Source organism: Bradyrhizobium sp. LA6.8, assembly GCF_040547935.1.
In the GTDB taxonomy this organism is placed as follows: Bacteria; Pseudomonadota; Alphaproteobacteria; order Rhizobiales; family Xanthobacteraceae; genus Bradyrhizobium; species Bradyrhizobium barranii.
The window spans coordinates 347,357-372,169 of sequence record NZ_JBEPQQ010000005.1; the positions used below are offsets into that span (position 1 = coordinate 347,357).

The following is a 24,813-nucleotide window of genomic DNA, read 5'->3' on the forward strand; positions in this document are numbered from 1 at the left end:
TGTTGCCCAGAGTTCACGACCCGTGCAAGCGCCATTCCAGCAAGGAACGCGCCAAGTTGCGCCGCTGTGCAGCAATGCTGGCCGACAATCTGGCGGCGAGGGGTTCGCGGGCGATATTCGACTTTCGATCGGTGAAGTCCCCGGCCGCGGGGCCCTCGTGCCCCGCCGGGCGCCGAGGAAGCGGGCTCATGGCGGGCGCGATTTCATTGACCATATCCGCCGATCGCGGAAGCAAGGTCGGCCGCCAGCCTCAGGTCGCTTGCGTTGCATACCGTCTCGCGGCGATACTGCGACAGGCCGCTCGAATCTCATCTGGAGGGGACATGAAAGTTAACATCGAAATTGACTGCACCCCCCTTGAAGCCCGCCAGTTCTTCGGACTACCCGACGTGATGCCGATGCAGACCGCCGTGATGGACAAGTTGCAACAGCAGATGATGTCCAACATCGACAAGGTCTCGCCGGAATCGCTGATCCAGAGCTGGTTCACCTTCGATCCGAAGATCGCGGAGCGGTTTCAGGACATGTTCGTCACCATGGCCGGCCTCGGCAGCCCGCGCAGCGGCGACAAGAAGAAATAAATGCCGCCCGGGCCGGACGAGCCGCAGGTGTCGGGCCGGCTTCGTCCGCCGAGCCTCGGCATGCTGCTGGCCGAAGCGCGTGGACTGTTCGAATTCAACGCCAGCCTGATGCTGTCGCCGCTCCTGATGCGCGCGCCCAGGGGCGACGGCCATCCGGTGCTGGCACTGCCGGGCTTTCTTGCCAGCGATCTCTCGATGGCACCGATGCGGCGCTATCTTAGCGAACTCGGCTATGAGGCGCATGCCTGGCGGATGGGTCGCAATCTCGGTGGGCTGGGGCGGACGAGGGAAGCCTTGCGGACGCGCCTCGTCGAAATCCACGCCACGAGCGGACGCAAGGTCAGCCTGGTCGGTTGGAGTCTCGGCGGCGTCTATGCCCGCGATCTCGCGCTCCAGGCGCCCGAGATGGTCCGTTATGTCGTCACGCTCGGCAGCCCGTTTGCCAACGACGTGCGGGCGACCAACGCCACGCGGCTGTACGAAGCGCTGTCCGGCGACCGTGTCGAGGACTTTGCCGAACTGCGCGAGGCGATCGCCGGCGATCTGCCGGTGCCGGCGACGTCGATCTACTCGCGCGCCGACGGTATCGTGAACTGGCGAACCTGCTTGTTGCGGCCCTCCGACCGTGCCGAGAACATCGAGGTGCATCTGGCGAGCCATATCGGGCTCGGTGTGAACCCCGCGGCGCTGTGGGCCGTGGCGGACCGCCTGGCGCAACCGGAGGGGGAATTCTGGCCCTTTGACCGGGCAGGGCCGTTTGCCATTGCATATGCCCCGCCGGAACGGGCAGTATCGGCCTGACGAGAAGCGCCGGCAAAGGCGCCCGTCAAAACGAGCGGAGGGAACTATGGCTGACGGTAAGAAGCTGTCGTCGCTGGACGCATCATTTCTCTATCTGGAAACGCCGGAGATGCCGATGCATGTCGGCAGCATGGCGATCTTTCGCCTGCCTGACGACTACAAGGGCGACTTCTTCGAAGACTTCAAGGCGATGATCGTCTCGCGCCTGCACATCGCGCCGATCCTGAAGGCACGGCTGGAGAAGGCGCCGCTTGATATCGATCATCCCTCCTGGGTCGAGGACGACCAATTCGACATCGACCGCCACATCTTCCGCGCCAGCCTGCCGCAGCCGCGCGACCGCGCCACGCTCGAACGGATCGTCGGCTGGATGCACGCCAAGCTCTTGAACCGCGCCCGGCCGCTCTGGGAGTTCTACGTGTTCGAGGGCATGAAGGACAACGAGGTCGGGCTCTATTCCAAGATGCACCATGCCGCCATCGACGGCGGCGCCGGGGCGGCGCTGACCAACATGATCTACGATATCTCGCCCACCCCCCGGAAGGTCGATCCGCCGACGGCGGGCAGCAAGCCCGGACAGGAGCCGCGCGACATCGCCGCCAACCTGCTCGATTCCTATCAGCAGCTCTTCACCCAGCCGCTCGATGCCTCGGCCGCCGCGAAGAACCTGCAATTGCCGCGCACGGGCAAGAGCGACATCGGTTCGATCCTGTTCGACAATGCGATGTACCAGATCGAGAGCGCGGTGCGCTTCGCCGGCAACATCCCGACCATGGTGAAGAGCGTCTCCGACGTGCTCGGCAAAATCTCCGATCCGAAATCCCGGGAAAGCCTCGCCAGCATGGTGTCGCCGCCGACCATGCTGAACAAGACGATTTCCTCGGAACGCAGCTTTGCCGGCGTCTCGATCTCGCTGTCGCGTTCAAAGGCGCTCGCCAAGCAGGCCGGCGGCAAGCTCAACGACGTGGTGCTGGCGCTCGCCTCCGGCGTGGTCCGGCGCTACCTCCAGCAATATGGCACGCTGCCGGCGAAATCGCTGACCGCCGCCGTGCCGATCTCGCTGCGTGAGGAAGGCAACACCGAAGCCAACAACCAGGTGTTCGGCATGATCTGCTCGATCGCGACCAATATCGACGATCCCAAGGCGCGGCTGGAGGCGATCATCGCGCAGTCGACCAAGTCCAAGGAGATGTCGCATCCGTTGCGGGCTCTGATGCCGCAGATTTCCAACATCTCGATGCTGGGTGCGCCGATGATGGTGCAGGTTCTGGCGCTGCTCTACAGCCGCTCGAACCTGTCGGATGTGCTGCCGCCGGCGGCCAACATCACGGTGTCCAACGTGCCGGGGCCGCGGCAGACGCTCTATGCCGCCGGCGCGGAGCTGTTGCACATCTTCCCGGTGTCGATCTCGACCCATGGACAGGCGCTCAACATCACCGTGCAGAGCTATCGCGACCAGCTCGACTTCGGCTTCATCGTCGGCGCCAACATCATTCCGCACGTGCAGGTGATGTGCGACATGCTGCCGGAGGAGTTCGCCGCGCTGGAAGCGGCCTACGCGCCGCCGGCGGCCGACGTCAAGGGCGCCGCAGAGTAGGAATATTGCGATGATTGAAATGCCACCGCTCAAGTTCGTGCAGACGAACGGAATCCGCATGGGCTACTACGAGGCGGGCCCGGTCAGCGACAAGCCGCCGATCGTGCTGTGCCACGGCTGGCCGGAACTCGCCTTCTCCTGGCGTCACCAGATCAAGGCGCTGAGCGAGGCCGGCATCCGGGTGATCGCGCCGGACCAGCGCGGCTATGGCGCGACCGACCGGCCCGAGCCGGTCGAGGCCTACGACATCGAACATCTGACCGGCGACCTCGTCGGGCTCCTCGATCACCTCCAGATCGACAAGGCAATCTTCGTCGGTCACGACTGGGGCGGCTTCATCGTCTGGCAAATGCCGTTGCGGCACATGGACCGGGTTGCGGGGGTGGTCGGCATCAACACGCCTCATACCAACCGTGCCTGGGCCGATCCGATCGAACTGCTGCGCGCGCGCTTCGGCGACAAGATGTACATCGTGCAATTCCAGGATCCGGCGCGCGAACCCGACAGGATCTTTGGCAGTCGCGTCGAGCAGACATTCGATGCGTTCATGCGCAAGCCGGCGCCGCGCCCGCCCGATGCGCCGGCAGAGGAAGTGATTGCCGGCGTGGGCGCTTCGCCGCGGGTCAATCTGGCGTTTCCGCAGATGATTGCGGCTTACGACGCGAAGCACGATCCGCGCACGCCGATCCTGTCGCCGGAAGAGAAAAAGGTGTTCGTCGACAATTTCACCAGAACGGGCTTCACCGGCGGCATCAACTGGTACCGCAACATGTCGCGCAACTGGACGCGCACCGAAGGGCTCGATCATACGGTGCGCGTGCCGTCGCTGATGATCATGGCCGAGAACGACGCGGTGTTGCCGCCGTCTTCCGCCGATGGCATGGACAAGCTGATTCCCGATCTCGAAAAATATCTGGTCCGCGACAGCGGCCATTGGACGCAGCAGGAGAAGCCGGAAGAGGTCAGCGCCAAGTTGATCGAATGGCGTAGAAGGCGGTTTGGCTAACGCTCGTCGTTGCGAACGCGTCATTGTGAGGAGCGAAGCGACGAAGCAATCCAGACTGCCTCCGCGGATATATTCTGGATTGCTTCGCTTCGCTCGCAATGACGACATTGAGGCAGGGGGACTACATTTCGATGTCATCCAAGAACCGTCTGGACCCGATTCCGCAGCCGCCGACCAAGCCGGTGGTCGGCAACATGCTGTCGCTGGATTCGGCCGCGCCGGTGCAGCACCTGACCCGGCTTGCCAAGGAGCTTGGGCCGATCTTCTGGCTCGACATGATGGGCTCGCCGATCGTCGTCGTCTCCGGCCACGATCTCGTCGACGAGCTCTCCGACGAGAAGTGCTTCGACAAGACGGTGCGCGGTGCGCTGCGCCGTGTGCGAGCGGTCGGCGGTGACGGCCTGTTCACGGCCGACACCCGCGAGCCGAACTGGAGCAAGGCGCACAACATCCTGCTTCAGCCGTTCGGCAACCGCGCCATGCAGTCCTATCACCCGAGCATGGTCGATATCGCCGAGCAGCTCGTCAACAAATGGGAGCGGCTCAACGCCGACGACGAGATCGACGTCGTCCATGACATGACCGCGCTGACGCTGGACACGATCGGCCTGTGCGGCTTCGAGTACCGCTTCAATTCCTTCTATCGGCGCGACTACCATCCCTTCGTCGAGTCGCTGGTGCGCTCGCTCGAAACCATCATGATGACGCGCGGCCTGCCGTTCGAGCAGCTCTGGATGCAGAAGCGCCGGAAGACGCTCGCCGAAGACGTCGCCTTCATGAACAAGATGGTCGACGAGATCATCGCCGAGCGCCGCAAGAGCGCGGAAGGGATCGACGATAAGAAAGACATGCTCGCCGCGATGATGACAGGCGTCGACCGCTCGACCGGCGAGCAGCTTGACGACATCAACATCCGCTACCAGATCAACACGTTCCTGATCGCGGGCCACGAGACCACCAGCGGCCTGCTGTCCTACACGCTCTACGCTCTGCTCAAGCACCCGGACATTCTCAAGAAGGCCTATGACGAGGTCGACCGCGTCTTCGGCCCCGACGTCAACGCGAAGCCGACCTACCAGCAGGTGACGCAGCTCACCTACATCACGCAGATCCTCAAGGAAGCTCTGCGGCTGTGGCCGCCGGCGCCGGCCTACGGCATCTCGCCGCTGAACGACGAGACCATCGGCGGCGGCAACTACAGGCTCAGGAAGGGCACCTTCATCACCATCCTGGTGACGGCGCTGCATCGCGATCCCTCGGTCTGGGGTCCGAATCCGGACGCCTTCGATCCCGAGAATTTCAGCCGCGAGGCGGAGGCCAAGCGGCCGATCAACGCCTGGAAGCCGTTCGGCAACGGCCAGCGCGCCTGCATCGGCCGCGGTTTTGCGATGCACGAGGCGGCACTCGCGCTCGGCATGATCCTCCAGCGCTTCAAGCTGATCGACCATCAGCGCTATCAGATGCATCTGAAAGAAACGCTGACCATGAAGCCCGAGGGCTTCAAGATCAAGGTACGTCCGCGCGCCGATCGCGAGCGCGGTGCTTATGGCGGGCCGATCGCAGCTGCAGTTTCAGCGCCGAGAGCACCGCGTCAGCCGACGACGCGGCCGGGCCACAACACGCCGATGCTGGTGCTGTACGGCTCCAACCTCGGCACGGCCGAGGAGCTTGCGACGCGCATGGCCGACCTTGCCGAGATCAACGGCTTTGCCGTGCATCTCGGGCCGCTCGACGATTACGTCGGCAAGCTGCCGCAGGAGGGCGGCGTGCTGATCATCTGCGCCTCCTATAACGGCGCGCCGCCTGACAATGCGACGCAATTCGTCAAATGGCTCGGCGACGATCTGCCGAAGGATGCCTTTGCCAATGTGCGCTACGCCGTGTTCGGCTGCGGCAACAGCGATTGGGCGGCAACCTATCAATCGGTGCCGCGCTTCATCGACGAGCAATTGTCGAAGCATGGTGCGCGCGCGGTCTATCCGCGCGGCGAAGGCGATGCGCGCAGCGATCTCGACGGCCAGTTCCAGAAATGGTTCCCTGCGGCCGCGCAGGTTGCCACCAAGGAATTCGGCATCGACTGGAATTTCACCCGCACCGCAGAGGACGATCCGCTCTATGCGATCGAGCCGGTGGCGGTGACCGCCGTCAACACCATCGTGGCCCAGGGCGGTGCTGTCGCGATGAAGGTGCTGGTCAATGACGAGCTTCAGAACAAGTCCGGCGCCAATCCGTCGGAGCGTTCGACGCGCCATATCGAGGTGCAGCTGCCGTCCAACATCACCTACCGGGTCGGCGATCATCTGAGTGTGGTCCCGCGCAATGATCCGACGCTGGTGGATTCGGTTGCCCGTCGCTTCGGCTTCCTGCCGGCGGACCAGATCAGGCTTCAGGTCGCCGAAGGCCGGCGCGCGCAGCTGCCGGTCGGCAATGCCGTCTCGGTCGGACGCCTGCTCAGCGAGTTCGTCGAGTTGCAGCAGGTGGCGACACGGAAGCAGATCCAGATCATGGCCGAGCACACCCGCTGCCCGGTCACCAAGCCTAAGCTGCTGGCCTTCGTTGGCGAGGAGGCCGAGCCGCTCGAGCGCTATCGCACCGAGATTCTGGCCAGGCGCAAATCGGTGTTCGACATGTTGCTCGAATATCCGGCCTGCGAGTTGCCGTTCCACGTTTACCTGGAAATGCTCTCGCTGCTGGCGCCGCGTTATTACTCGATCTCCTCTTCGCCGTCGGTCGACCCGGCGCGATGCAGCGTCACGGTCGGCGTGGTCGAAGGGCCGGCTGCCTCCGGGCGCGGTGTCTACAAAGGCATCTGCTCGAATTATCTCTCCAACCGGCGTGCGGGCGATGCGATCTATGCCACCGTGCGCGAGACCAAGGCCGGCTTCCGGCTCCCGGATGAGTCATCGGTCCCGATCATCATGATCGGCCCGGGCACCGGGCTTGCGCCGTTCCGCGGCTTCCTCCAGGAGCGCGCTGCGCGCAAGGCGAAGGGCGCCGCGCTCGGTCCGGCCATGCTGTTCTTCGGCTGCCGCCATCCCGACCAGGATTTTCTCTACGCGGATGAGCTGAAGGGGATGGCGGCAAGTGGCGTCACGGAGCTGTTCACCGCGTTCTCGCGCGCGGACGGACCGAAGACCTATGTGCAGCACATGCTTGCGGCGCAGAAGGACAGGGTCTGGCCGCTAATCGAGCAGGGCGCAATCATCTATGTCTGCGGCGACGGCGGCAAGATGGAGCCCGATGTAAAGGCCGCGCTCGTCGCGATCCATCGCGAGAAGAGTGGCAGCGATGCCGCCACGGCTGCGCGCTGGATCGAGGAGATGGGCGCGAAGAACCGGTATGTGCTGGACGTCTGGGCAGGAGGGTGATTGTTCGCCCGATCGTGCTAAAGCTCTCGCATGATTCCCTGGGAAAAGATCGACACCGCCAAAATCCCCGGCTCGGATGAAGAGCTCCGCCTGATGCGGCGGGGCAAGGAGTTTTCCATCAAGCTCGGCACCAACGAGCTGATGAACAACCGCCTGTCGGGCTCTGAGGCCGCGCTCGCGACACTGGCGGCGAAGCAGATTGAGAAGGTCGCAAAGCCCGTTGTCCTCATCGGAGGCCTCGGGATGGGCTTTACGCTGCGCGCGGCGCTCACTGTGCTCGGGAGCAAGGCGAAGATCGTGGTCTCCGAGCTCGTGCCGGCGGTGGTCGCCTGGGCGCGCGGCCCGATGGCCGAGGTCTTCGGCGACAGTCTCGATGATGTCAGGGTGAAGATCCGGGAAACCGATGTCGGCGAGATCATCCGCGCGCAGCGGTCGGCCTTCGACGCCATTCTGCTCGACGTCGACAACGGGCCGGAGGGGCTGACCCGGAAGGGCAATAACGCACTCTACAATGCGAGCGGGTTGAAAGCGGCGAAGGTGGCGCTGCGGCCGGGCGGCGTGCTCGCCGTCTGGTCGTCGGGACCCAACCCGGCCTTCACCAAGCGCCTCGGTAGCGCCGGCTTCGATGTGCACGAAGTCAATGTCCGCGCCACCGGACGAGGCGGCGGCGCGCGCCATGTGATCTGGATCGCGCGGAAGAGCTAGGCGGCGATTTGTAGCCCGGATGGAGCGAAGCGAAATCCGGGGCGGTCGATCCGCAAAGAGTGGTCCCGGATTACGCTGCGCTCCATCCGGGCTACGGCTCTAGAACATCGTATTGTTGTTCGCCGGATTTTCCGGGATGTCCTGAACGACGTCCCAGTGTTCGACGATCTTGCCGTTCTCCAGCTTGAAGATATCCACGATCGCGCGGCCCCTGCTGCCGGGCTCGCGAACGGAGTGAACGTGCAGGATGACGAAGTCGCCGTCGACGAATGAGCGCTTGATCTCGCTGTGCGAGTTAGGGAACTTTTCGCGCAGGAAGCTGATGAACTTTCGAAAACCGTCCGGACCATCGGGCGCATTCGGATTGTGCTGGACATAACGGTTGCCGACATAGGCGAGGGCCGCATCGGCGTCCTTCTGATTGAGGCCCTTCTCGTAGAAGGCCAGCACGGCGGCGCGGTTGGCTTCTTCCTGCGCGCTGGCGGCCAGCGCAGCGCCGTTGCCGAGGGACAGCATGAGAATGGAAGCCGCAATCATTGCGACGGACCGGACGATGAGATGCATGTGAGCTCCGAGAGGCCGCAGCCTCTGTCTTGCGATTGAGGAAGGCCTGTATAGCTTTCGCCCCGGCTCGCGTTAAGAGAGTAACCGGAAGCTCACATGGTCACCGCGAGGAGACCGGTCGCGTCTACGCCGCCTGCGCCGCCGCCCCATGAGCGTGCTTGTCGATGGCGCGGATGATGTCGGGCCAGAAGCGCATCGGCAGCGCATGGCCCATGCCGTCGATCATCAATAGCTTTGCGCCGGGAATCGACTCTGCGGTGTCCTTGCCGCCTTCGGGCCGCACCAGCGGATCGACGGTGCCGTGAATGACCAGCGTCGGTGTTTTCACGCCACGCAGCCGCTCCTTGCGGCTGCCGGAGGCGAGTACGGCGCGGAGCTGCCGGCCGACGCCGGCCGGATTGAGGCCGCGTGCGAAGACGCGCTCGGCACGATCGGGGTCGAGCGCTTCCTCTTCCGGAAAGGACCCGGCGCGCAGCACCTTCCAGGTCTCGCCGAAGCGGACGATGAACTCCTCCTTGCTGCGTGGCGGCGGTGCCATCAGCATCGCGGAGGCCTCGCGTGTCGGCGGCGGCACACGCGGATTGCCTGTCGTCGACATGATCGAGGTCAGCGAGCGCACGCGCTCTGGAAACGACAGCGTCACCTCCTGCGCGATCATGCCGCCCATCGAGGCACCAACCAGATGCGCGGACTTGATGCCGAGCGCATCCATCAGGCCGACCGTGTCCTTCGCCATGTCGATCAGCTTGTAGGTCGCGGCGACGGGAATCCTCAGAAAGCGCAGCTTCAACAGCTCGAGCGGCGTCAGGCGTTTGCCGCCCGTCAGATGGCTCGACTTGCCGATGTCGCGATTGTCGAAGCGGATCACGCGAAAGCCATGCACGGCGAGCTGCTCGCAGAACGCATCGTCCCAGTGGATCATCTGCGCCCCGAGCCCCATGATCAGCAGCAGCGGCTCGGCGTTGTCGTTGCCGAAGATCTCGTAGCAGATGTCGATGCCGTTGGCGCGGATGGTCTGGGGCGGCTGATGGGTGGTCACGGGCGCGTTCCCTCCTGCTGATCGATGCTGTATCGCACGGTTTGCCGCCGCAAAGAAGCCGTGTGCGCCGCACCGCGCGACCTGCCGGTTGACCGCTCCCTCGCAACGGTGTGGTATGGCGAAAAAAGAAGGGCATCGCAGCTCTCGATATCAGGAGGACGCCGATGACCGACAAGACCAATGACCCCGTCGCCATGTGGCAGAAGATGGTTGGTGAGATGGAGAAGGGGTTCAACTCCTTCGCCAACCAGGCCATGTCGTCGCCCGAGTTTTCACAGGCGATGAACCGCGCGGGAGGGGTTGCTGCAGGTGCTCAGAAGCAACTCGGCGAGCTCATGGAAAAATATCTGGTCTCCATGAACCTGCCCAGCCGCGATCAGGTCACTGGCCTTGCCGAAAGGTTGCAAGCCATCGAAGGCCAGATCGGTGAGATCAAGTGGATGCTGAGCCAGATGGCGGCACGTTCCGGCGTATCTCAGGGCTCCGATACGGCATTGCGACCGCCGCGCACCAGGCGCCCGCCGTCCGAGGGCGGAGAGCAGACATGAATGCAGCCACCGGACTAGATCTCGCATCGATCCCGGATCGCATCCAGTCCGAGGTGCAGCGCGCCATCCAGCGCAGCATCAAGGGCGTCGAATATTTCTCGACTTCGGGCCCTTCGCTCGGCTCGACGCCGAAGGACGTGCTGCATTCGCGCGGCACCATGAGCCTCTATCACTACCGGCCGATGTCCGACGAGATCTACCGCGTGCCGGTCTTGATCGTGATGGCGACCACCAATCGCGGCTACATCCTCGATCTCGTGCCTGGTCAGAGCTTCATCGAGTTCCTGCTCAAGCGCGGCTACGACGTCTACATGCTGGACTGGAGCGCGCCGCGGCCGGAGGAGAAGAGCCTGCGCATGGAGGACTACGTCCTCGACTTCATCCCGGATTGCGTCCGCCGCGTGCAGGCCGATTCCGGCGAGCAGGACGTCTCGGTGATCGGCTATTGCTTCGGCGGCGTGCTGTCGCTGCTCTACGGCTCGATCCACAAGGACGGGCCGATGAAGAATTTGATCTGCTTCACCACCCCGATCGATTTCCGCGAGATGAAGCTGTTCTCCAATTTCTCCGACCGCCGCTATTTCGACGTCGATCGCCTCGTCGACAGCGTCGGCAACGTGCCGCCGGAGATGATCCTGTCCTCGTTCGAGATGCTGCGCCCGGCCTCGCGCACGGTGAGCCAGATCCAGCTTTGGGAAAACATCTGGAACGATGAGTTCGTGAAATCGTATCGCATGTTCGACCGCTGGGCGACCGACACGCTGCCGCTTGCGGGCGAGTATTTCCGCACGATCACCAAGGATCTGATGTGGGACAACAAACTGTTCAACGACACTATGTCGGTCGGCGGCCGCGCGGCGAAGCTCGAAGACATCAAGGTGCCGTTCCTGCATGCGGTCGCCGAGCACGATCACATCGTGCCGTATGACGCCGCAAAACACCTGATCGCGAAGATCGGATCCGATGACAAGGAGGAGGTGATGCTGAAGGGCGGTCACGTCTCGCTTGTTGCCGGCGCCAACGCTGTGAAACGGCTGTGGCCGAAACTGGATTCCTGGCTGGGGAAGAGATCGACATGAGTGAGCAGCGTTCCTATCCGCGTCAGGTCAAGACCGACGCTGGCGATATCGAGATCCGCCTGATGTCGCCTGCGGACGAGGCCGCGATGCTGGCCTTCGGCAAGGGCCTGCCGACCCATGATCTGTTGTTCCTGCCGCGCAACATCAGCGAGCCGAAGGTGCTCTCGGCCTGGGTCAAGGAGATCGAGCGCGGCGCGATTACCAGCCTGCTCGCGGTCAGGGACGCCAAGGTCGTCGGCTGCGGCACGCTGGTGCGCGATCCGCACTCCTGGTCGCCCCATGTCGGCGAGATCCGGATGGTTGTTTCCCTCGACGTGCGCGGGAAGGGGGTGGGGCGGGCGCTGTCGCAGGAGACCTTTGCGCTCGCGCTCGGCGCAGGCCTGGAAAAGCTTTCGGTCCAGATGACGGTCGACCAGCAGGCGGCGATCGCCCTGTTCGAGAGCCTCGGCTTCAAGGCCGAGGCGCTGCTGCGGGACCATGTCCGGGACGTCGACGGCAAGACCCACGACATTGTCGTGCTCGGGCACAATATTGCGCAGGTGCAGGCCCAAATGGAGGCCTATGGGCTGCCGGGTGCAGTCCAGCATTAGGGGCGGCCGGCTCGTTATCCGGGAACCCGTCTGGCCAGGGAGGCGGCAAATTGCCTTCCATTAAGGCTGTTCACGATTTCGTGATATCGCAGTGCAATACGAATGTTGCATCGCACCATTAATTATGTCATATAAGCCGTGCCCCGGGCCAATGAGGACGGGGTGAGCCCATAGCTCAACCCAATGAGGATGGAGAGAACCCCATGACCACCGAAACCAACACTGCCTTCGAGGGCTTCAAGGACGCTTTCAAGAACATCCAGAACCTGGAAGTTCCCGAGGCCGCCCGCGAGTTCGTCAAGAAGTCCGCCAACACCGCCAAGGACCGTGCTGCCGAGGTGTTCGCTGGCTCCGAGCGCGTGACCGCCGCCGTCGAGAACGCGGTGACCGAGTCCGTCACCGAGGCCGGCAAGATCAGCCGCAACATCCAGCAGGCGATCTACGAGGACGCCGAGGCGTTCTTCTCGGGCATCGACAAGCTCGCGTCCGCCAAGTCGATCAGCGAAGCCGTCGAGATCCAGTCGAGCCTGCTCCGCGCCCGCGGCGAAGTTTTCGTCTCGCGCGCCAAGGCGACCGCCGACTATGTCGGCAAGCTCGCGGCCAACGGTGCGAAGTCCGCTCAGGACAATTTTGCCAAGGTCTACACCAAGACCGCTTGATACGGCATCTTGAGTACAAACTGAAATTTGAGGCCCGCTTCGGCGGGCCTTTGTTTTTGCGCTGCCGTCATTGCGAGCGAGGCGAAGCATACAGTCCGTCGACGTGGAAAGACTCTGGATTGCTTCGCTTCGCTCGCAATGACGAGTAGGGTGATGCAGTGATGACCCCACCCGCCACCTTCTCCTTCAACAGCCCCGGTGACGCCGAACGCGCGGCGGAGCTTCGCCGCATCAAGGCACTGGCGACGCTGGTGCTGGCCTCGACGCTTGCCCTGTTCGTCGTCGCGAAATGGCTTCTGCCAGTGCATCCCGTGTTCGGCTTCATCGCGGCCTTCGCGGAAGCTGCGACCATCGGCGGGCTCGCCGACTGGTACGCGGTGGTCGCGCTGTTCAAGCGGCCGCTCGGCCTGCCGATCCCGCACACCGCGATCATCCAGAGCAATCAGGCCCGCATCGCCGACAAGCTCGGCGAGTTCATCCAAGTGCATTTCCTCGAGGCCGGCCCGGTCGAGGCCAAGCTGAGGGAGATCGATTTCGGCTCCTTCGTTGCCGACTGGCTGCGCGACCGCAAGCGCAGCGATGATCTCGCGCGCTTCGCACTGCGCCTGCTGCCGGAGGCCGTCTCCGCGACGGAAAGCTCGGGTCTGATGACCTTCATCATTCGCCGCATGTCCTCGCAGCTCCAGGCGATCGACCTTGCGCCGCTCGCGGCCGGCACGCTGCGCGGCTTCGTCGCGGAAGGGCGGCATCAAATCCTGTTCGACGACCTGCTGCGCGTGATGCACGAGACGCTGAACCAGACCGAGACGATGGCGATGATCCGCGAGAAGGTGCGCGCGGAGTTGCCGACCCTGCTCAGGCTCTATCGCGCCGACAAGTTTCTGGTGAACAAGATCGTGGCGTCCGCCACCGCTTTCTTCAACGAGGTGCGCAGCGATCCCAAACATCCGTTTCGCGGCGAATTCGATCGCATGGTGCTGGGCTTCGTCGATCGGCTCGGCACCGATCAGGCCTATATCGATCGTATCGACGGATTGAAGCGCGATCTGCTCGCCCGGCCCGAGCTTGCCGATCTCGCCCGCACCGTCTGGGCCAACACGCGCTCCTTCATCGAGCGCAGCGCGAGCGGCGAGACGCAGGTGCTGCAGCATCATCTCGCCGGGATGTTCGTCGCCGCGGGCGAGGCGCTCGCCGGCGATGCCGAGCTCCGCGGCGAGATCAACAAGGGTCTGGTGGCGGTGCTGCGCAGCTTCGTTGCGGATCAGAAGAGCGGTGTCTCGACCTTCATTTCCGACCAGGTCAAGGCGTGGGATATGGCGCAGCTGATTTCGCTGATTGAAATCAACATCGGCCGCGACCTGCAATACATCCGCTTCAACGGTTCGTTGATCGGCGGGCTCGCAGGTCTTGCGCTCTACTCCGTAGAATTCCTGCTTCGATGGTTGTGACTTTTGCGTCACGGACGCTGGCATTCACGCGCCGGCCTATTGTCGCCTTGGGCTTCACCCGCTTGAATGTCCGGAACCGGCCGCCTAGCTGATTCATGCTGCGTTGCGGAACGTTCGAGAAGCCGGACTGTTGGAATTCGTACCCATTTGCCGGCATCGCAACCGGTAGCCTTTTCAGCAATTCTGCCCAGGGGACCATTGATGACCGCTACTGCCCAGACGCTGCGTCCGCCGTCCCGTACCTTGATGTTCCTGGAAGGGCGCGCGATCCACGAGTTCGGTGCATTCCTCGGCGCGCTGCCGCTGCTGAGCCTCGCGCCCCGCGGCGATGGGCATCCGGTGCTGGTGTTCCCGGGCCTCGTGGCCTCCGACGCGTCGACGCGCGCGCTACGCTCGTTTCTGACCAGCAAGGGCTACGCGGCAAGCGGCTGGCGCCAGGGCCGTAACTACGGCCTGCGCGAGGGCGTGCAGCATGCGATGGTCGATCTCGTGCAGGAGCTCAGCGACAAGCATGGCTGCAAGATCAGCCTGGTCGGCTGGAGCCTCGGCGGCCTCTATGCGCGCCAGCTCGCCAAGATGATGCCGGCGCGCGTGCGCCAGGTGATCACGCTCGGCAGCCCCTTCGCGGGCGACCCCCGTTCGACCAATGCCTGGCGCGTCTATGAATGGGCGAGCGGGCGGAAGTCCGACGAGGTCGATCCGCAGTTCGGCGGCGAGCTCGCCGTCCCGCCACCGATGCCGACCACCGCCATCTTCAGCCGCACCGACGGCGTCTGCGCCTGGCAGGGCTGTATGGAGAAGACGGGCGCGCAGACCGAGAGCATCGAGGTCGAGAGCAGCCATTGCGGCATGGGCCATCATCCCGCCGCCGTCTATGCGGTCGCCGACCGCCTCGCGCAGAAGGAAGGCCAGTGGCGGCCGTTCGACCGCAGCGGCTGGCGCAGCATGGTCTATCCCGATCCGCATCGGTAAGCGCGGCCTGCATGGTTCGAGACGCGCGGCTTTGCCGCGCTCCTCACCATGAGGACTGAGAGCTAGTGATGCCGCGCGAAAGTGATCAGACCTCATCCTGAGGAGGCGCGAAGCGCCGTCTCGAAGGATCGAGCCCGGCTCTCGCTTTGATTGTCGTCTCCGTCCATTGTCGCAGCCGCACCAAACGCGCTATGCCTCGGGCATGGCGCATCCATTGTCCCGCATCATCGACCAGCTCAAGCGTGAGCCGTCACGCACGGGCTCCATCGTCATCACCGTGTTCGGCGACGCCATCGTGCCGCGCGGCGGCTCGGTGTGGCTCGGCACGCTGCTGGAGTTCTTCGAGAGTCTGGACATCGATGCCGGAGTGGTGCGCACCGCGATGTCGCGCCTTGCTGCCGATGGCTGGCTGATGCGCGAAAAGGTTGGCCGTAACAGTTTTTATCGCCTGGCCGACAAGGGAAGTCAGACCTTTGAGGCTGCCACGCGCCACATCTACGATCCGCCATCGTCGGACTGGACCGGGCGCTTCGAGCTGCTCCTGATCGGCAACGGCGAGGATCGCGACGTCTCGCGCGAAGCGCTACGCAACGCCGGCTTCGGCAGTCCGCTGCCTGGCGTGTGGGTCGCGCCATCAGGCGTGCCAGTGCCGGACGAGGCTGCCGGAGCGATCCGTCTTGAAGTCTCGGCTGAGGATGACAGTGGCCGCCGTCTGCTCAGCGCGAGCTGGCCGCTGGACCGCACCGCTGACGCCTATCTGAAATTCATGAAGACGTTCGAGCCGCTCCGTGCCGCTATCGCGCGCGGTGCGGATCTGTCCGAGGCGGACGCCTTCACCGCGCGCATCCTGCTGATCCACTACTACCGCCGCGTCGTGTTGCGCGATCCGCTGCTGCCCGAGAGCCTGCTGCCCGGCGACTGGCCTGGCAGGGCAGCACGTGAAGTCTGCCGCGAGGTCTATCGCGCGCTGCTTGCGCCTTCGGAACAATGGCTTGATAGCCATGGAACCAATGAGAAGGGGCCACTGCCGCCGGCTCGAAAGCTCCTGGAGCGGAGGTTCGAGGCCTGATTTATATGTTACAGAAATATATTGCATAAAGTAATTTTTGTTATATATTTCCTCCCAATAAACGGGAGGATGCGCATGTATACCCAGGCGCTGAATACGGCCGAGACCGACGATCGCGGTCTCGAGGATGCGGCGAAGGCTGCGCAGTTCCAGGCTCGCATCGATGCCGAGGAGCGCATCGAGCCGAACGACTGGATGCCGGCGGCCTATCGCAAGACGCTCACCCGCCAGATCTCCCAGCACGCCCATTCCGAAATCGTCGGCATGCTGCCTGAGGGCAACTGGATCACGCGCGCGCCGACCTTGCGCCGCAAGGCGGCGCTGCTGGCCAAGGTACAGGACGAGTGCGGCCACGGGCTCTATCTCTATGCCGCCGCCGAGACGCTCGGCACGTCGCGCGAAGAGCTGGTCGACGCCATGCTCGCCGGCAAGGCCAAATATTCCTCGATCTTCAACTATCCGACGCTGACCTGGGCCGACATCGGCACGATCGGCTGGCTGGTCGACGGCGCTGCGATCATGAACCAGATCCCGCTGTGTCGCTGCTCCTATGGCCCGTACGCACGCGCGATGATCCGCGTCTGCAAGGAGGAGTCCTTCCACCAGCGCCAGGGCTACGAGATCATGCTGACGCTGTGCCGCGGCTCGGATGAGCAGAAGGCGATGGCACAGGATGCGCTGAACAGGTGGTGGTGGCCGGTGCTGATGATGTTCGGCCCGCCTGATGCCACGAGCCAGCACAGCGACACGTCGACGAAGTGGAAGATCAAGCGCTTCTCCAATGACGAGCTGCGCCAGAAGTTCGTCGATGCCACCGTGCCGCAGGCGCAATATCTCGGCCTCGCCATCCCCGATCCCGGCATGACGCAGGACGCCGAAGGCCACTGGCGCTACAGCGAGATCGACTGGACCGAATTCAAGCAGGTGCTTGCCGGCAACGGCCCGTGCAACCGCGATCGGCTTGCCGCGCGTCGCAAGGCGCACGATGAGGGCGCCTGGGTGCGTGAGGCGGCAGCCAGCTATGCTGCAAAGCGCGGGCAGCGTCAGACCGCACAAGCCGCGGAATAAGGAGATCACGATGGCCACGCCGAACACGCCGCTGTGGGAAGTCTTCATTCGCAGCCGCAACGGGCTCGCGCACAAGCATGTCGGCTCTCTGCATGCGAACGACGCCACCATGGCGCTGCAGGCCGCGCGCGACATCTACACCCGCCGCGGCGAGGGCCTGTCGATCTGGGTCGTGCCGTCGACCGCGATCACCGCGAGCGATCCCGCCGAGAAGGGCATGATGTTCGAGCCGGCGGAATCGAAGATCTACCGGCATCCGACCTTCTATGAGGTGCCTGAGGAAGTGGGGCATATGTGATGCTTGTGGCCAACATTCAGGTCTCCGAAACACCGCTGGTGCTCTACGCGCTGCGCCGCGCAGACGATGCGCTGATTCTCGGTCATCGTCTGTCGGAATGGTGCGGATATGCGCCGATGCTGGAAGAGGACATGGCGCTCTCCAACATCGCGCTCGATCTCATCGGCCAGGCGCGTGAGCTCTACACATACGCCGCCAAGGCCGAAGGCAAGGACAACAACGAAGACAAGCTCGCCTACCTGCGCGACGTCAGGCAGTACCGCAACCTGCTGCTGGTCGAACAGCCGAATGGCGACTTTGCCCAGACCCTGGTGCGGCAGTTCTTCTATTCCGCCTTCGCGGACCTTTATTGGCGCGCAATGATGGCCTCGCGTGATCCGACGCTCGCGGCCATTGCCGCCAAGTCCGAGAAGGAGAGCGCTTATCATCTGCGCCATGCCTCGGAATGGATCATTCGGCTCGGCGACGGCACCGGTGAGAGTCACGCCAGGGCGCAGGCCGCGATCGACCACCTCTGGGCCTTCACCGGTGAGATGTTCGCCGTCGATGACGGAGAGCGCGCCCTGATCCATGCCGGTATCGCGATTGATCCCGGCAGCTTGCGCGGTCGCTGGCTGACGACGCTCTCCGATGTCGTCAGCGAAGCAACACTCACACTGCCGCAAAACGACTGGATGCAGCAAGGTGGGCGTTCCGGCCGCCACAGCGAGCATCTCGGCCATCTCCTGTCCGAGCTGCAATCGATGCAACGCACCTTCCCGGGGCAGACATGGTGACGGTGCTTGAACGCGACGGCGAGCTGCGCCGGCGCGCCTGGGATGCCGCGGCGGGCGTCGTTGACCCGGAAATCCCGGTGCTGACCATCGCCGATCTCGGCGTGCTCCGTGATGTCGTGCTCGACGGCGATCATGTCGAGGTCGCGATCACCCCGACCTATTCGGGCTGCCCTGCGATGAACATGATCGCGCTCGAAATCGAGCTTGCGTTGGAACGCGCCGGTTTTCGCCAGCCGAAAGTGCGCACCGTGCTGTCGCCGGCATGGACCACCGACTGGATGAGCGAGGAGGGCCGCCGCAAGCTGCACGCCTACGGCATCGCGCCACCGCAGGCGTCAAGCTCACGCCGCGCGCTGTTCGGCGAACAGGCCATTGCGTGCCCGCAATGCGGCTCTGACAAGACCGAGCTGCTGTCCGAATTCGGCTCGACCTCCTGCAAGGCGCTGTGGCGCTGCAAGGCCTGCCGCGAACCCTTCGATTATTTCAAGTGTCATTGATCATGTCCGCAGCCGCACCGCGCTTTCATCGCCTGACCGTCAACGACCTCCGCCGCGAGGCGGCCGACGCCGTGTCGATGACCTTCGCGGTCCCCGGCGAACTCGCGGGCGATTACGCTTTCGCGCCCGGCCAGTACCTCACGCTCCGCACCATGCTCGATGGCGAGGAAGTCCGGCGCTCCTATTCGATCTGCTCGGGTCCTGACGATGGCGAGATCCGCATTGCCGTGAAGAAGATTGACGGCGGAGCATTTTCGAACTGGGCAGCGGATGAACTCAAATGCGGCGACGTGCTCGACGTCATGACGCCGACCGGACGCTTCGGCGTGATCCCGCCGGCAGATAGCGGACGCATCCATGTCGGCTTTGCCGCAGGCTCCGGCATCACGCCGATCCTGTCGATCGTCAAGGGCGTGCTCGCGCGCGAGGCGGACAGCCGCTTCTTCCTGTTCTACGGCAACCGCGCCACCGACAACATCATGTTCCTGGAGGCACTCGAGGAGCTCAAGGACCGCTTCATCGATCGCCTCTCGATCTTCCACGTCATCTCCGGCGAGGAGCAGGACATCCCGATCCTGCATGGCCGGCTCGATGGCGACAAGGTGAGGGTGTTGCTACGCTCCCTGGTGCCGGCCGCGAGTGTCGACCATGTCTTCATTTGCGGTCCATCCGGCATGAGCGAGGAGATCGAGGCCACTTGCAGGGATCTCGGCATCGCGGAGGAGCGCATCCACGTGGAGCGCTTCGTCTCCGAATTCGGCGGCAAGCCGCGACCGAAGAAGATCGTTGCACCCGACGCGCCGCCGAAGGCGATCGCCTCGCTGATCATCGACGGCAAGCGCCGCGACGTGCCGGTCGCCGAGGATGAGGCGATCCTCGATGCCGCGCTGCGCGCCGGTGTCGATCTGCCCTTCGCCTGCAAGGGCGGCATGTGCTCGACCTGCCGCGCCAAGCTGGTCGAGGGCGAGGCGCCGATGGACATCAACTATTCGCTGGAGCCCTGGGAGTTGAAGGCCGGCTTCGTCCTGACCTGCCAGGCAAAGCCGTCGTCGGAGCGGGTCGTCGTCGATTACGATCACGTTTGACAGTTATGGCCAGGCAGCAGAGCATTATGGCCAAACACTTGGCCCGGAGAAGCGCGTGAACGTCAAAGCCAACCTGTCGCCCGAGGATATTGCCCGCGCCTGCGCCGACGCGATGTGGGCGGAGGATGATGCCTCCAAGGGTCTCGGCATGGAGATCGTCGAGATCGGTCCGGGCTTCGCGACATTGGCGATGAATGTGCGGCCGGACATGGTCAACGGCCAGCGCATCGCCCATGGCGGCTTCATCTTCACGCTGGCCGATTCCGCCTTCGCCTTTGCCTGCAATTCGCACAATGAACGTGTCGTGGCGGCACAGGGCCAGATCACCTTCATCAAGCCGGGCAAGCTTGGTGACCGCCTCGTTGCAAAAGCGCGCGAGGTCAGCCGTAGCGGACGCTCAGGCATCTACGACGTGCGCGTGACAGCCGGCGACACCGTCATCGCGGAATTCCGGGGGCATTCGCGTGTCATTCCCGGCACGTGGCTGCCGACGCAAGATCAATAAAAAGAACCAACCAATAAAAAGAACCAACCAATGTGGGGAAACGAGCATGGCTCTGACGAGGCTCAAGGAAGGTGGCAACGCCTATCGTGCCGAGATGGACGCGCATGAGCGCGCGTCACGTGACGAGATCATGGCGCTGCAAAAGCAGCGGCTGGCCTGGTCGCTGAAGCATGCCTACGACAACGTCGCGCATTACCGCCAGGCCTTCGACAAGGCCGGCGTGCATCCGTCCGACTTTCGCGAACTCTCCGATCTCGCGAAATTCCCGTTCACGGTGAAGACGGATCTGCGCGACAATTATCCCTTCAACATGTTCGCCGTGCCGCGCGAAAAGCTGGTGCGCGTGCATGCCTCCTCCGGCACCACGGGAAAGCCGATCGTGGTGGGCTATACGCAACGCGACATCGATACCTGGTCGGAGGTGATGGCGCGCTCGATCCGCGCCGCCGGCGGCCGCACGGGCATGATCATCCACAACGCCTATGGCTACGGCCTGTTTACCGGCGGATTGGGCGTGCACTACGGCGCCGAAAAACTTGGTTGCACCGTGGTGCCGATCTCCGGCGGCATGACCGAGCGGCAGGTGCAGCTCATCAACGATTTCCGGCCCGACATCATCACGGTGACGCCGAGCTACATGCTGGCGATCCTCGACGAGTTCAAGCGCCAGAAGCTCGACCCGCGCCAATGCTCGCTCAAGGTCGGCATCTTCGGCGCCGAGCCCTGGACCAACGCGATGCGCGGCGAGATCGAGGACGCCTTCGACATGGACGCGACCGACATCTATGGTCTCTCTGAAGTGATCGGCCCCGGCGTCGCGCAGGAATGCATCGAGACCAAGGACGGTCTGCACATCTGGGAGGACCATTTTTATCCCGAGGTGATCGACCCGGAGACCGGCGCGGTGCTGCCGGATGGCGCGAAGGGCGAGCTGGTCTTCACCTCGCTGACCAAGGAAGCCTTCCCGGTGATCCGCTATCGCACCCGTGACCTGACGCGGCTGCTGCCGGGCACGGCGCGGCCGGGCATGCGGCGGATGGAGAAGGTGACGGGCCGCTCCGACGACATGATCATCCTGCGCGGCGTCAATCTGTTTCCGACCCAGATCGAGGAGGTGTTGCTTGCGACCGACTGGTGCGGCGGGCATTTCATTCTTGAACTCACCCGCGAAGGCCGCATGGACGAGCTGACCATCATTGCCGAGGCGCGCCCGGAGAGCTGGGACGGCCGGGGGCTCGTCGATCACGCCGACCGCATTTCGACCCACATCAAGAACACCATCGGAATCAGCTCCAACGTGCGTGTGGTCGCCCCCGCCACGCTGGAGCGCTCGCTGGGCAAGGCCAAGCGCCTCTACGACAAGCGGCCGAAGGACTAGCTGTCGCTCCTCATGGTGAGGAGCGCCGAAGGCGCGTCTCGAACCATGAAGGCCCGGATGCTGCAGCGCGGGCCTGTATCCTTCGAGACGCCGCTCGCGCGACTCCTCAGGACGAGGGGAGGCGGTTGACTTGACCGGTCCCAAAGGCGACAAGGCCCGCGAGAAATCGTGGGTCTTTCGATGTCACCAGCCGATCGCAAAACCGTCGAAGCGCGCTGCGTCCGCCTCAATGCCAAGGCCGATAATGCTGCGGCGATCGCGCCGCTGATCGAGCATCATATGCTCGCGCGCGGTCCGAAGGATCTCCTGATCGAGATAAGGGCCGCCGCCGTCAACCCGTCCGATGTGAAGGCTGCGACCGGGCTGATGCCCTATGCGGTCTTCCCCCGTACGCCCGGCCGCGATTATGCCGGCGTGGTGATTGACGGGCCGGCCGATACGATCGGCCGCGAGGTGTTCGGCTCCTCCGGCGATCTCGGCATCCGCCGCGACGGCACCCACGCCAGCCATCTCGTCGTCGAAGCCGACGCCGTGGTGGAGAAGCCGAAGACGGTGTCCTGGGAGGAGGCCGCCGGCATCGGCGTGCCCTTCGTCACCGCAATGGAAGGCTTTCGCCGCGCCGGCATTCCGAAGCCCGGCGAAACGGTGCTGGTGTTCGGCGTCAACGGCAAGGTCGGTCAGGCCGCGGTCCAGATCGCGACCTGGCAGGGCGCGCGCGTCATCGGCGTGGTGCGCAAGGCGGAAGCCTACGAGGGCCATGCCAACGCAGCCATCGAGGTGATTGACGCCTCGGCGACCGATGTCGCCACGCGCGTGCGCGAACTGACCGGCGGCAAGGGGGCCGACATCGTCTTCAACACCGTCGGCGATCCCTATTTCCAGGCCGCGCACAAGTCGCTCGGATTGCGCGGCCGCCAGATCCTGATCGCCGCGATCGACCGCATCGTGCAGTTCAACATCCTCGAATTCTACCGCGGGCAACATACCTATGTCGGCATCGACACGCTCGGGCTGTCCTCGGCCGCGACCGGCGCGGTGCTGCGCGACCTCGGCCCCGGCTTTGCGAGCGGTCACCTGAAGCCATTCCCGATCAACGCGAATGCCATCTATCCGCTGGAGCGCGCCAAGGAGGCCTATGTCGCGGTCGCCGGTTCGTCGCGGGATCGCGTGATCCTGAAGCCTTGACCATGGACTCGTCCACCCAACTCGTCATCCTTGCCGGGCTCACCATCGGGCTCATCTATGGCGCCGTCGGACTGCTCAGCGGGTTCTGCCTGATGAGCAGCATGCGCGGCTGGCTGGCCGAAGGAGACGGGCGGCTGGTGCGGACCTTTGCGATGGCGATTGCTGTTGCGGTTGCTGCGAGCCAATTCCTTGCCGGTAGCGGCATGGTCGATCTCGGCAAGTCGATCTATCTGCAACAATCCTTCTCAGTGCCAGTGCTGTTCCTCGGCGGCCTGTTGTTCGGCTACGGTATGGTGCTGTCGAACGGTTGCGGCTCGCGGGCGCTGGTGCTGCTCGGCCGCGGCAATCTCCGCTCCTTCGTCGTCGTGATCGTGCTCGCCATCGCCGCGCAGATGACGCTCAAGGGCCTGATCGCGCCGGCGCGCATTGCGCTGGTTCAGGCCTCGCAAACGACCGTCAACGCCAATTCGCTGCCGTCACTCTTGGCGACGCTCGGTCCCGGTGAAGCGGTCTCGCGCGCGCTGGCCGCTGCTGCAATCGTCGTTGCGCTGATCCTGTTTGCGTTCGCGCACCCGGCGTTCCGGCGTTCGCCCGGCCAGATTGCAGCCGGTGTCGTCGTCGGCCTCCTGGTCGCCAGCGGCTGGTTCGTCACCGGCTATCTCGGCGCCGACGATTTCAATCCGGTCCCGGTGACGTCGCTGACCTTCGTCGCGCCGATCGCCGATAGCCTGCAATACGCCATGCTCTCGACCGGTCTGACGCTCAACTTCGGCATCGCCACCGTGGCCGGCGTTCTCGTCGGCAGTCTCGTCACCGCACTCGCTACGGGCCGCTTTCACCTCGAAGGTTATTCCTCGCCGCGCCACATGCTGCGGTCTGCCGGTGGCGCCGCGCTGATGGGGATCGGTGGCGTGATGGCGTTCGGCTGCTCGATCGGGCAGGGGCTCACCGGCGTATCGACGCTTGCTCTGGGCTCGTTCGTCGCGGTCGCCGGCATCCTGCTCGGCACGTCGGCCGGCCTGCGCGGTGCACTGCGGGTTCAGCCGCTCGCGGTGGCTTGACCGCGCAGCAGCCGGTCGCCCAGCGTCGCGAGACCGATGCCGGTGACGATCAGTCCGGCCGCGACGGCAAGGCTCATGTCGATCGGCTCACCCAGCAGGATCGCAGCACTGGCGATACCGACGAGCGGCGTCCCGGTGGTGCCGAGCGACGTCGTCAGGGCCGAGATGCTCTTGTTGACCATCGACATCGCCCAATAGGCCAGCGCCGTTCCGATCAGCCCCGAATACAGGAACAGCAGCACGAGCTTCCACGACCATTCCGTGTGCGGCAGGCCATCCGTGACCACCGCCGATCCGGTCAGCACGATGGTTGCCACGAGCACCTGCCAGATCAGGAGCTGGAGCGGCGACGCGATCCAGCGATGCGCGCGGATATAGATGATGTTCGCAGCCCATGAGATCGCGGCCAGGATGACCATGCCGGCGCCGAGTACGACGTTGCCATTGATCCAGTCGATCGATGCCGGGTTCAGGATCACGGCAAGGCCGACCAGTCCGAGCAGGGCGCCGGCGAGTTTCGGCGCGGTCAGCGTATCTTTCGCCAGCAGAGGCGCGGCGATCGCGACCCAGAGCGGCGTGGTGTAGCCGAGCACGATGGCCTTGCTTGCGGGCAGGAAGCGCACACCGGCCGCAACCAGAACCGAGAACACCGTCATGTGCAGCAGCGCGACGCTCAGGATCACCGGAATGTCGCGCCGCTCCGGGATCATCAGGTTGTTGCTCAGCCCGAGGATCACGAACAATCCGGCCAGCGCGATCCAGCTCCGGATCGCCGAAGTCCATAGTGGCGGAAGGAACTGGACGAGTTGCTTCGTCACCGACCAGTTCACGCCCCAGGCCAGCACGACGATCAGGAACAGGCCGACGGCCGCGCGGGAGGAGAGGGAGTTCATCGCAAAATCCTTGAAGCAGTCCAGTCCGGCCGATAGCATCC

The 24,813-nt window shown here is 64.2% G+C and carries 25 protein-coding genes; 22 read left to right on the top strand and 3 right to left on the bottom strand.

Annotation, left to right across the window (positions count from 1 at the left end):
- Nucleotides 1–323: 323 nt before the first annotated feature.
- From ABIA90_RS25380 to ABIA90_RS25405, 6 genes are all read left to right on the top strand, one after another.
- The gene (locus tag ABIA90_RS25380) at nucleotides 324–581 is read left to right on the top strand and encodes a DUF6489 family protein (RefSeq protein ID WP_071915885.1); all 258 of its coding nucleotides are present in this window, start codon (nucleotides 324–326) and stop codon (nucleotides 579–581) included.
- Nucleotides 582–1,382 carry an esterase/lipase family protein gene (locus ABIA90_RS25385; RefSeq protein WP_071915884.1) on the top strand — a complete coding sequence of 267 codons (801 nt, stop codon included), beginning with the start codon at nucleotides 582–584 and terminating at the stop codon, nucleotides 1,380–1,382.
- Nucleotides 1,383–1,428: 46 nt separating this feature from the next.
- Nucleotides 1,429–2,979 carry a WS/DGAT/MGAT family O-acyltransferase gene (locus ABIA90_RS25390; RefSeq protein WP_028157105.1) on the top strand — a complete coding sequence of 517 codons (1,551 nt, stop codon included), beginning with the start codon at nucleotides 1,429–1,431 and terminating at the stop codon, nucleotides 2,977–2,979.
- Between the two features lie 10 nt (nucleotides 2,980–2,989).
- Complete coding sequence (locus tag ABIA90_RS25395) at nucleotides 2,990–3,985, top strand: alpha/beta fold hydrolase (protein WP_354119734.1); 996 nt, start codon at nucleotides 2,990–2,992, stop codon at nucleotides 3,983–3,985.
- A gap of 131 nt (nucleotides 3,986–4,116) precedes the next feature.
- Nucleotides 4,117–7,353 carry a bifunctional cytochrome P450/NADPH--P450 reductase gene (locus ABIA90_RS25400; protein ID WP_354119733.1) on the top strand — a complete coding sequence of 1,079 codons (3,237 nt, stop codon included), beginning with the start codon at nucleotides 4,117–4,119 and terminating at the stop codon, nucleotides 7,351–7,353.
- Nucleotides 7,354–7,383: 30 nt separating this feature from the next.
- Nucleotides 7,384–8,058 (top strand): spermine/spermidine synthase domain-containing protein, encoded by a 675-nt coding sequence (locus tag ABIA90_RS25405; protein WP_354119732.1) that lies wholly within the window; start codon nucleotides 7,384–7,386, stop codon nucleotides 8,056–8,058.
- A gap of 99 nt (nucleotides 8,059–8,157) precedes the next feature.
- On the opposite strand, the gene ABIA90_RS25410 is transcribed toward ABIA90_RS25405, so the two are convergent.
- Together ABIA90_RS25410 and ABIA90_RS25415 are read right to left on the bottom strand one after the other, a co-directional pair.
- Nucleotides 8,158–8,622 (bottom strand): nuclear transport factor 2 family protein, encoded by a 465-nt coding sequence (locus tag ABIA90_RS25410; RefSeq protein ID WP_354119731.1) that lies wholly within the window; start codon nucleotides 8,620–8,622, stop codon nucleotides 8,158–8,160.
- Nucleotides 8,623–8,746: 124 nt separating this feature from the next.
- A complete protein-coding gene (locus ABIA90_RS25415) occupies nucleotides 8,747–9,661 on the bottom strand; it encodes an alpha/beta fold hydrolase (protein WP_063984738.1) in 915 nt (304 codons plus the stop codon).
- Between the two features lie 164 nt (nucleotides 9,662–9,825).
- Between ABIA90_RS25415 and ABIA90_RS25420 the strand changes: the two genes are divergently transcribed.
- The 16 genes from ABIA90_RS25420 (at nucleotide 9,826) to ABIA90_RS25495 (ending at nucleotide 23,879) form a co-directional block, all read left to right on the top strand.
- Nucleotides 9,826–10,209, top strand: coding sequence for a hypothetical protein (locus ABIA90_RS25420; RefSeq protein WP_085404378.1), 384 nt, complete (start codon nucleotides 9,826–9,828; stop codon nucleotides 10,207–10,209).
- Nucleotides 10,206–11,288, top strand: coding sequence for a PHA/PHB synthase family protein (locus ABIA90_RS25425; RefSeq protein ID WP_166350882.1), 1,083 nt, complete (start codon nucleotides 10,206–10,208; stop codon nucleotides 11,286–11,288). Before ABIA90_RS25420 ends, ABIA90_RS25425 begins: the two co-directional genes overlap by 4 nt.
- Complete coding sequence (locus ABIA90_RS25430; protein WP_063984735.1) at nucleotides 11,285–11,878, top strand: GNAT family N-acetyltransferase; 594 nt, start codon at nucleotides 11,285–11,287, stop codon at nucleotides 11,876–11,878. The genes ABIA90_RS25425 and ABIA90_RS25430 overlap by 4 nt, the downstream gene beginning before the upstream one ends.
- A 203-nt stretch (nucleotides 11,879–12,081) precedes the next feature.
- The gene (locus ABIA90_RS25435) at nucleotides 12,082–12,537 is read left to right on the top strand and encodes a phasin (RefSeq protein WP_071915875.1); all 456 of its coding nucleotides are present in this window, start codon (nucleotides 12,082–12,084) and stop codon (nucleotides 12,535–12,537) included.
- Nucleotides 12,538–12,698: 161 nt separating this feature from the next.
- Nucleotides 12,699–13,985 carry a DUF445 domain-containing protein gene (locus ABIA90_RS25440; protein WP_354119730.1) on the top strand — a complete coding sequence of 429 codons (1,287 nt, stop codon included), beginning with the start codon at nucleotides 12,699–12,701 and terminating at the stop codon, nucleotides 13,983–13,985.
- Nucleotides 13,986–14,186: 201 nt separating this feature from the next.
- Nucleotides 14,187–14,957, top strand: coding sequence for an esterase/lipase family protein (locus tag ABIA90_RS25445; protein ID WP_354119729.1), 771 nt, complete (start codon nucleotides 14,187–14,189; stop codon nucleotides 14,955–14,957).
- A 202-nt stretch (nucleotides 14,958–15,159) separates the two neighbouring features.
- Nucleotides 15,160–16,026 (top strand): phenylacetic acid degradation operon negative regulatory protein PaaX, encoded by an 867-nt coding sequence (gene paaX / locus ABIA90_RS25450; RefSeq protein ID WP_354119728.1) that lies wholly within the window; start codon nucleotides 15,160–15,162, stop codon nucleotides 16,024–16,026.
- A gap of 75 nt (nucleotides 16,027–16,101) precedes the next feature.
- Nucleotides 16,102–17,094 carry a 1,2-phenylacetyl-CoA epoxidase subunit PaaA gene (paaA, locus tag ABIA90_RS25455; protein ID WP_354119727.1) on the top strand — a complete coding sequence of 331 codons (993 nt, stop codon included), beginning with the start codon at nucleotides 16,102–16,104 and terminating at the stop codon, nucleotides 17,092–17,094.
- Nucleotides 17,095–17,104: 10 nt separating this feature from the next.
- Complete coding sequence (gene paaB / locus ABIA90_RS25460) at nucleotides 17,105–17,392, top strand: 1,2-phenylacetyl-CoA epoxidase subunit PaaB (protein WP_014496929.1); 288 nt, start codon at nucleotides 17,105–17,107, stop codon at nucleotides 17,390–17,392.
- Nucleotides 17,392–18,168 carry a 1,2-phenylacetyl-CoA epoxidase subunit PaaC gene (paaC, locus tag ABIA90_RS25465; RefSeq protein WP_354119726.1) on the top strand — a complete coding sequence of 259 codons (777 nt, stop codon included), beginning with the start codon at nucleotides 17,392–17,394 and terminating at the stop codon, nucleotides 18,166–18,168. Before paaB ends, paaC begins: the two co-directional genes overlap by 1 nt.
- Complete coding sequence (gene paaD / locus ABIA90_RS25470) at nucleotides 18,162–18,665, top strand: 1,2-phenylacetyl-CoA epoxidase subunit PaaD (RefSeq protein WP_354119725.1); 504 nt, start codon at nucleotides 18,162–18,164, stop codon at nucleotides 18,663–18,665. Before paaC ends, paaD begins: the two co-directional genes overlap by 7 nt.
- Nucleotides 18,666–18,667: 2 nt before the next feature.
- Nucleotides 18,668–19,750 (top strand): 1,2-phenylacetyl-CoA epoxidase subunit PaaE, encoded by a 1,083-nt coding sequence (paaE, locus tag ABIA90_RS25475; RefSeq protein ID WP_354119724.1) that lies wholly within the window; start codon nucleotides 18,668–18,670, stop codon nucleotides 19,748–19,750.
- Nucleotides 19,751–19,805: 55 nt separating this feature from the next.
- Nucleotides 19,806–20,255, top strand: coding sequence for a hydroxyphenylacetyl-CoA thioesterase PaaI (gene paaI, locus ABIA90_RS25480; RefSeq protein WP_354119723.1), 450 nt, complete (start codon nucleotides 19,806–19,808; stop codon nucleotides 20,253–20,255).
- Nucleotides 20,256–20,301: 46 nt separating this feature from the next.
- Nucleotides 20,302–21,633, top strand: a complete 1,332-nt coding sequence (paaK, locus tag ABIA90_RS25485) for a phenylacetate--CoA ligase PaaK (protein ID WP_247308059.1) — start codon at nucleotides 20,302–20,304, stop codon at nucleotides 21,631–21,633.
- A 180-nt stretch (nucleotides 21,634–21,813) separates the two neighbouring features.
- Nucleotides 21,814–22,818, top strand: coding sequence for a quinone oxidoreductase family protein (locus tag ABIA90_RS25490; RefSeq protein ID WP_354119722.1), 1,005 nt, complete (start codon nucleotides 21,814–21,816; stop codon nucleotides 22,816–22,818).
- Nucleotides 22,819–22,820: 2 nt separating this feature from the next.
- Complete coding sequence (locus ABIA90_RS25495; RefSeq protein WP_354119721.1) at nucleotides 22,821–23,879, top strand: YeeE/YedE family protein; 1,059 nt, start codon at nucleotides 22,821–22,823, stop codon at nucleotides 23,877–23,879.
- Here the strand turns inward: ABIA90_RS25495 and ABIA90_RS25500 are convergent.
- Nucleotides 23,858–24,772 carry a DMT family transporter gene (locus ABIA90_RS25500; RefSeq protein WP_354119720.1) on the bottom strand — a complete coding sequence of 305 codons (915 nt, stop codon included), beginning with the start codon at nucleotides 24,770–24,772 and terminating at the stop codon, nucleotides 23,858–23,860. The genes ABIA90_RS25495 and ABIA90_RS25500 overlap by 22 nt on opposite strands.
- Nucleotides 24,773–24,813: the final 41 nt, after the last annotated feature.

What these genes read in the sequence shown, in the direction of transcription:
- ABIA90_RS25380 (WP_071915885.1), top strand. Translation starts at nt 324, where the DNA reads ATGAAAGTTAACATCGAAATTGACTGCACCCCCCTTGAAGCCCGCCAG.
- ABIA90_RS25385 (WP_071915884.1), top strand. Translation starts at nt 582, where the DNA reads ATGCCGCCCGGGCCGGACGAGCCGCAGGTGTCGGGCCGGCTTCGTCCG.
- ABIA90_RS25390 (WP_028157105.1), top strand. Translation starts at nt 1,429, where the DNA reads ATGGCTGACGGTAAGAAGCTGTCGTCGCTGGACGCATCATTTCTCTAT.
- ABIA90_RS25395 (WP_354119734.1), top strand. Translation starts at nt 2,990, where the DNA reads ATGATTGAAATGCCACCGCTCAAGTTCGTGCAGACGAACGGAATCCGC.
- ABIA90_RS25400 (WP_354119733.1), top strand. Translation starts at nt 4,117, where the DNA reads ATGTCATCCAAGAACCGTCTGGACCCGATTCCGCAGCCGCCGACCAAG.
- ABIA90_RS25405 (WP_354119732.1), top strand. Translation starts at nt 7,384, where the DNA reads ATGATTCCCTGGGAAAAGATCGACACCGCCAAAATCCCCGGCTCGGAT.
- ABIA90_RS25410 (WP_354119731.1), bottom strand. Translation starts at nt 8,622, where the DNA reads ATGCATCTCATCGTCCGGTCCGTCGCAATGATTGCGGCTTCCATTCTC.
- ABIA90_RS25420 (WP_085404378.1), top strand. Translation starts at nt 9,826, where the DNA reads ATGACCGACAAGACCAATGACCCCGTCGCCATGTGGCAGAAGATGGTT.
- ABIA90_RS25425 (WP_166350882.1), top strand. Translation starts at nt 10,206, where the DNA reads ATGAATGCAGCCACCGGACTAGATCTCGCATCGATCCCGGATCGCATC.
- ABIA90_RS25430 (WP_063984735.1), top strand. Translation starts at nt 11,285, where the DNA reads ATGAGTGAGCAGCGTTCCTATCCGCGTCAGGTCAAGACCGACGCTGGC.
- ABIA90_RS25435 (WP_071915875.1), top strand. Translation starts at nt 12,082, where the DNA reads ATGACCACCGAAACCAACACTGCCTTCGAGGGCTTCAAGGACGCTTTC.
- ABIA90_RS25440 (WP_354119730.1), top strand. Translation starts at nt 12,699, where the DNA reads ATGACCCCACCCGCCACCTTCTCCTTCAACAGCCCCGGTGACGCCGAA.
- ABIA90_RS25445 (WP_354119729.1), top strand. Translation starts at nt 14,187, where the DNA reads ATGACCGCTACTGCCCAGACGCTGCGTCCGCCGTCCCGTACCTTGATG.
- paaX (WP_354119728.1), top strand. Translation starts at nt 15,160, where the DNA reads ATGGCGCATCCATTGTCCCGCATCATCGACCAGCTCAAGCGTGAGCCG.
- paaA (WP_354119727.1), top strand. Translation starts at nt 16,102, where the DNA reads ATGTATACCCAGGCGCTGAATACGGCCGAGACCGACGATCGCGGTCTC.
- paaB (WP_014496929.1), top strand. Translation starts at nt 17,105, where the DNA reads ATGGCCACGCCGAACACGCCGCTGTGGGAAGTCTTCATTCGCAGCCGC.
- paaC (WP_354119726.1), top strand. Translation starts at nt 17,392, where the DNA reads ATGCTTGTGGCCAACATTCAGGTCTCCGAAACACCGCTGGTGCTCTAC.
- paaD (WP_354119725.1), top strand. Translation starts at nt 18,162, where the DNA reads ATGGTGACGGTGCTTGAACGCGACGGCGAGCTGCGCCGGCGCGCCTGG.
- paaE (WP_354119724.1), top strand. Translation starts at nt 18,668, where the DNA reads ATGTCCGCAGCCGCACCGCGCTTTCATCGCCTGACCGTCAACGACCTC.
- paaK (WP_247308059.1), top strand. Translation starts at nt 20,302, where the DNA reads ATGGCTCTGACGAGGCTCAAGGAAGGTGGCAACGCCTATCGTGCCGAG.
- ABIA90_RS25490 (WP_354119722.1), top strand. Translation starts at nt 21,814, where the DNA reads ATGTCACCAGCCGATCGCAAAACCGTCGAAGCGCGCTGCGTCCGCCTC.
- ABIA90_RS25495 (WP_354119721.1), top strand. Translation starts at nt 22,821, where the DNA reads ATGGACTCGTCCACCCAACTCGTCATCCTTGCCGGGCTCACCATCGGG.
- ABIA90_RS25500 (WP_354119720.1), bottom strand. Translation starts at nt 24,772, where the DNA reads ATGAACTCCCTCTCCTCCCGCGCGGCCGTCGGCCTGTTCCTGATCGTC.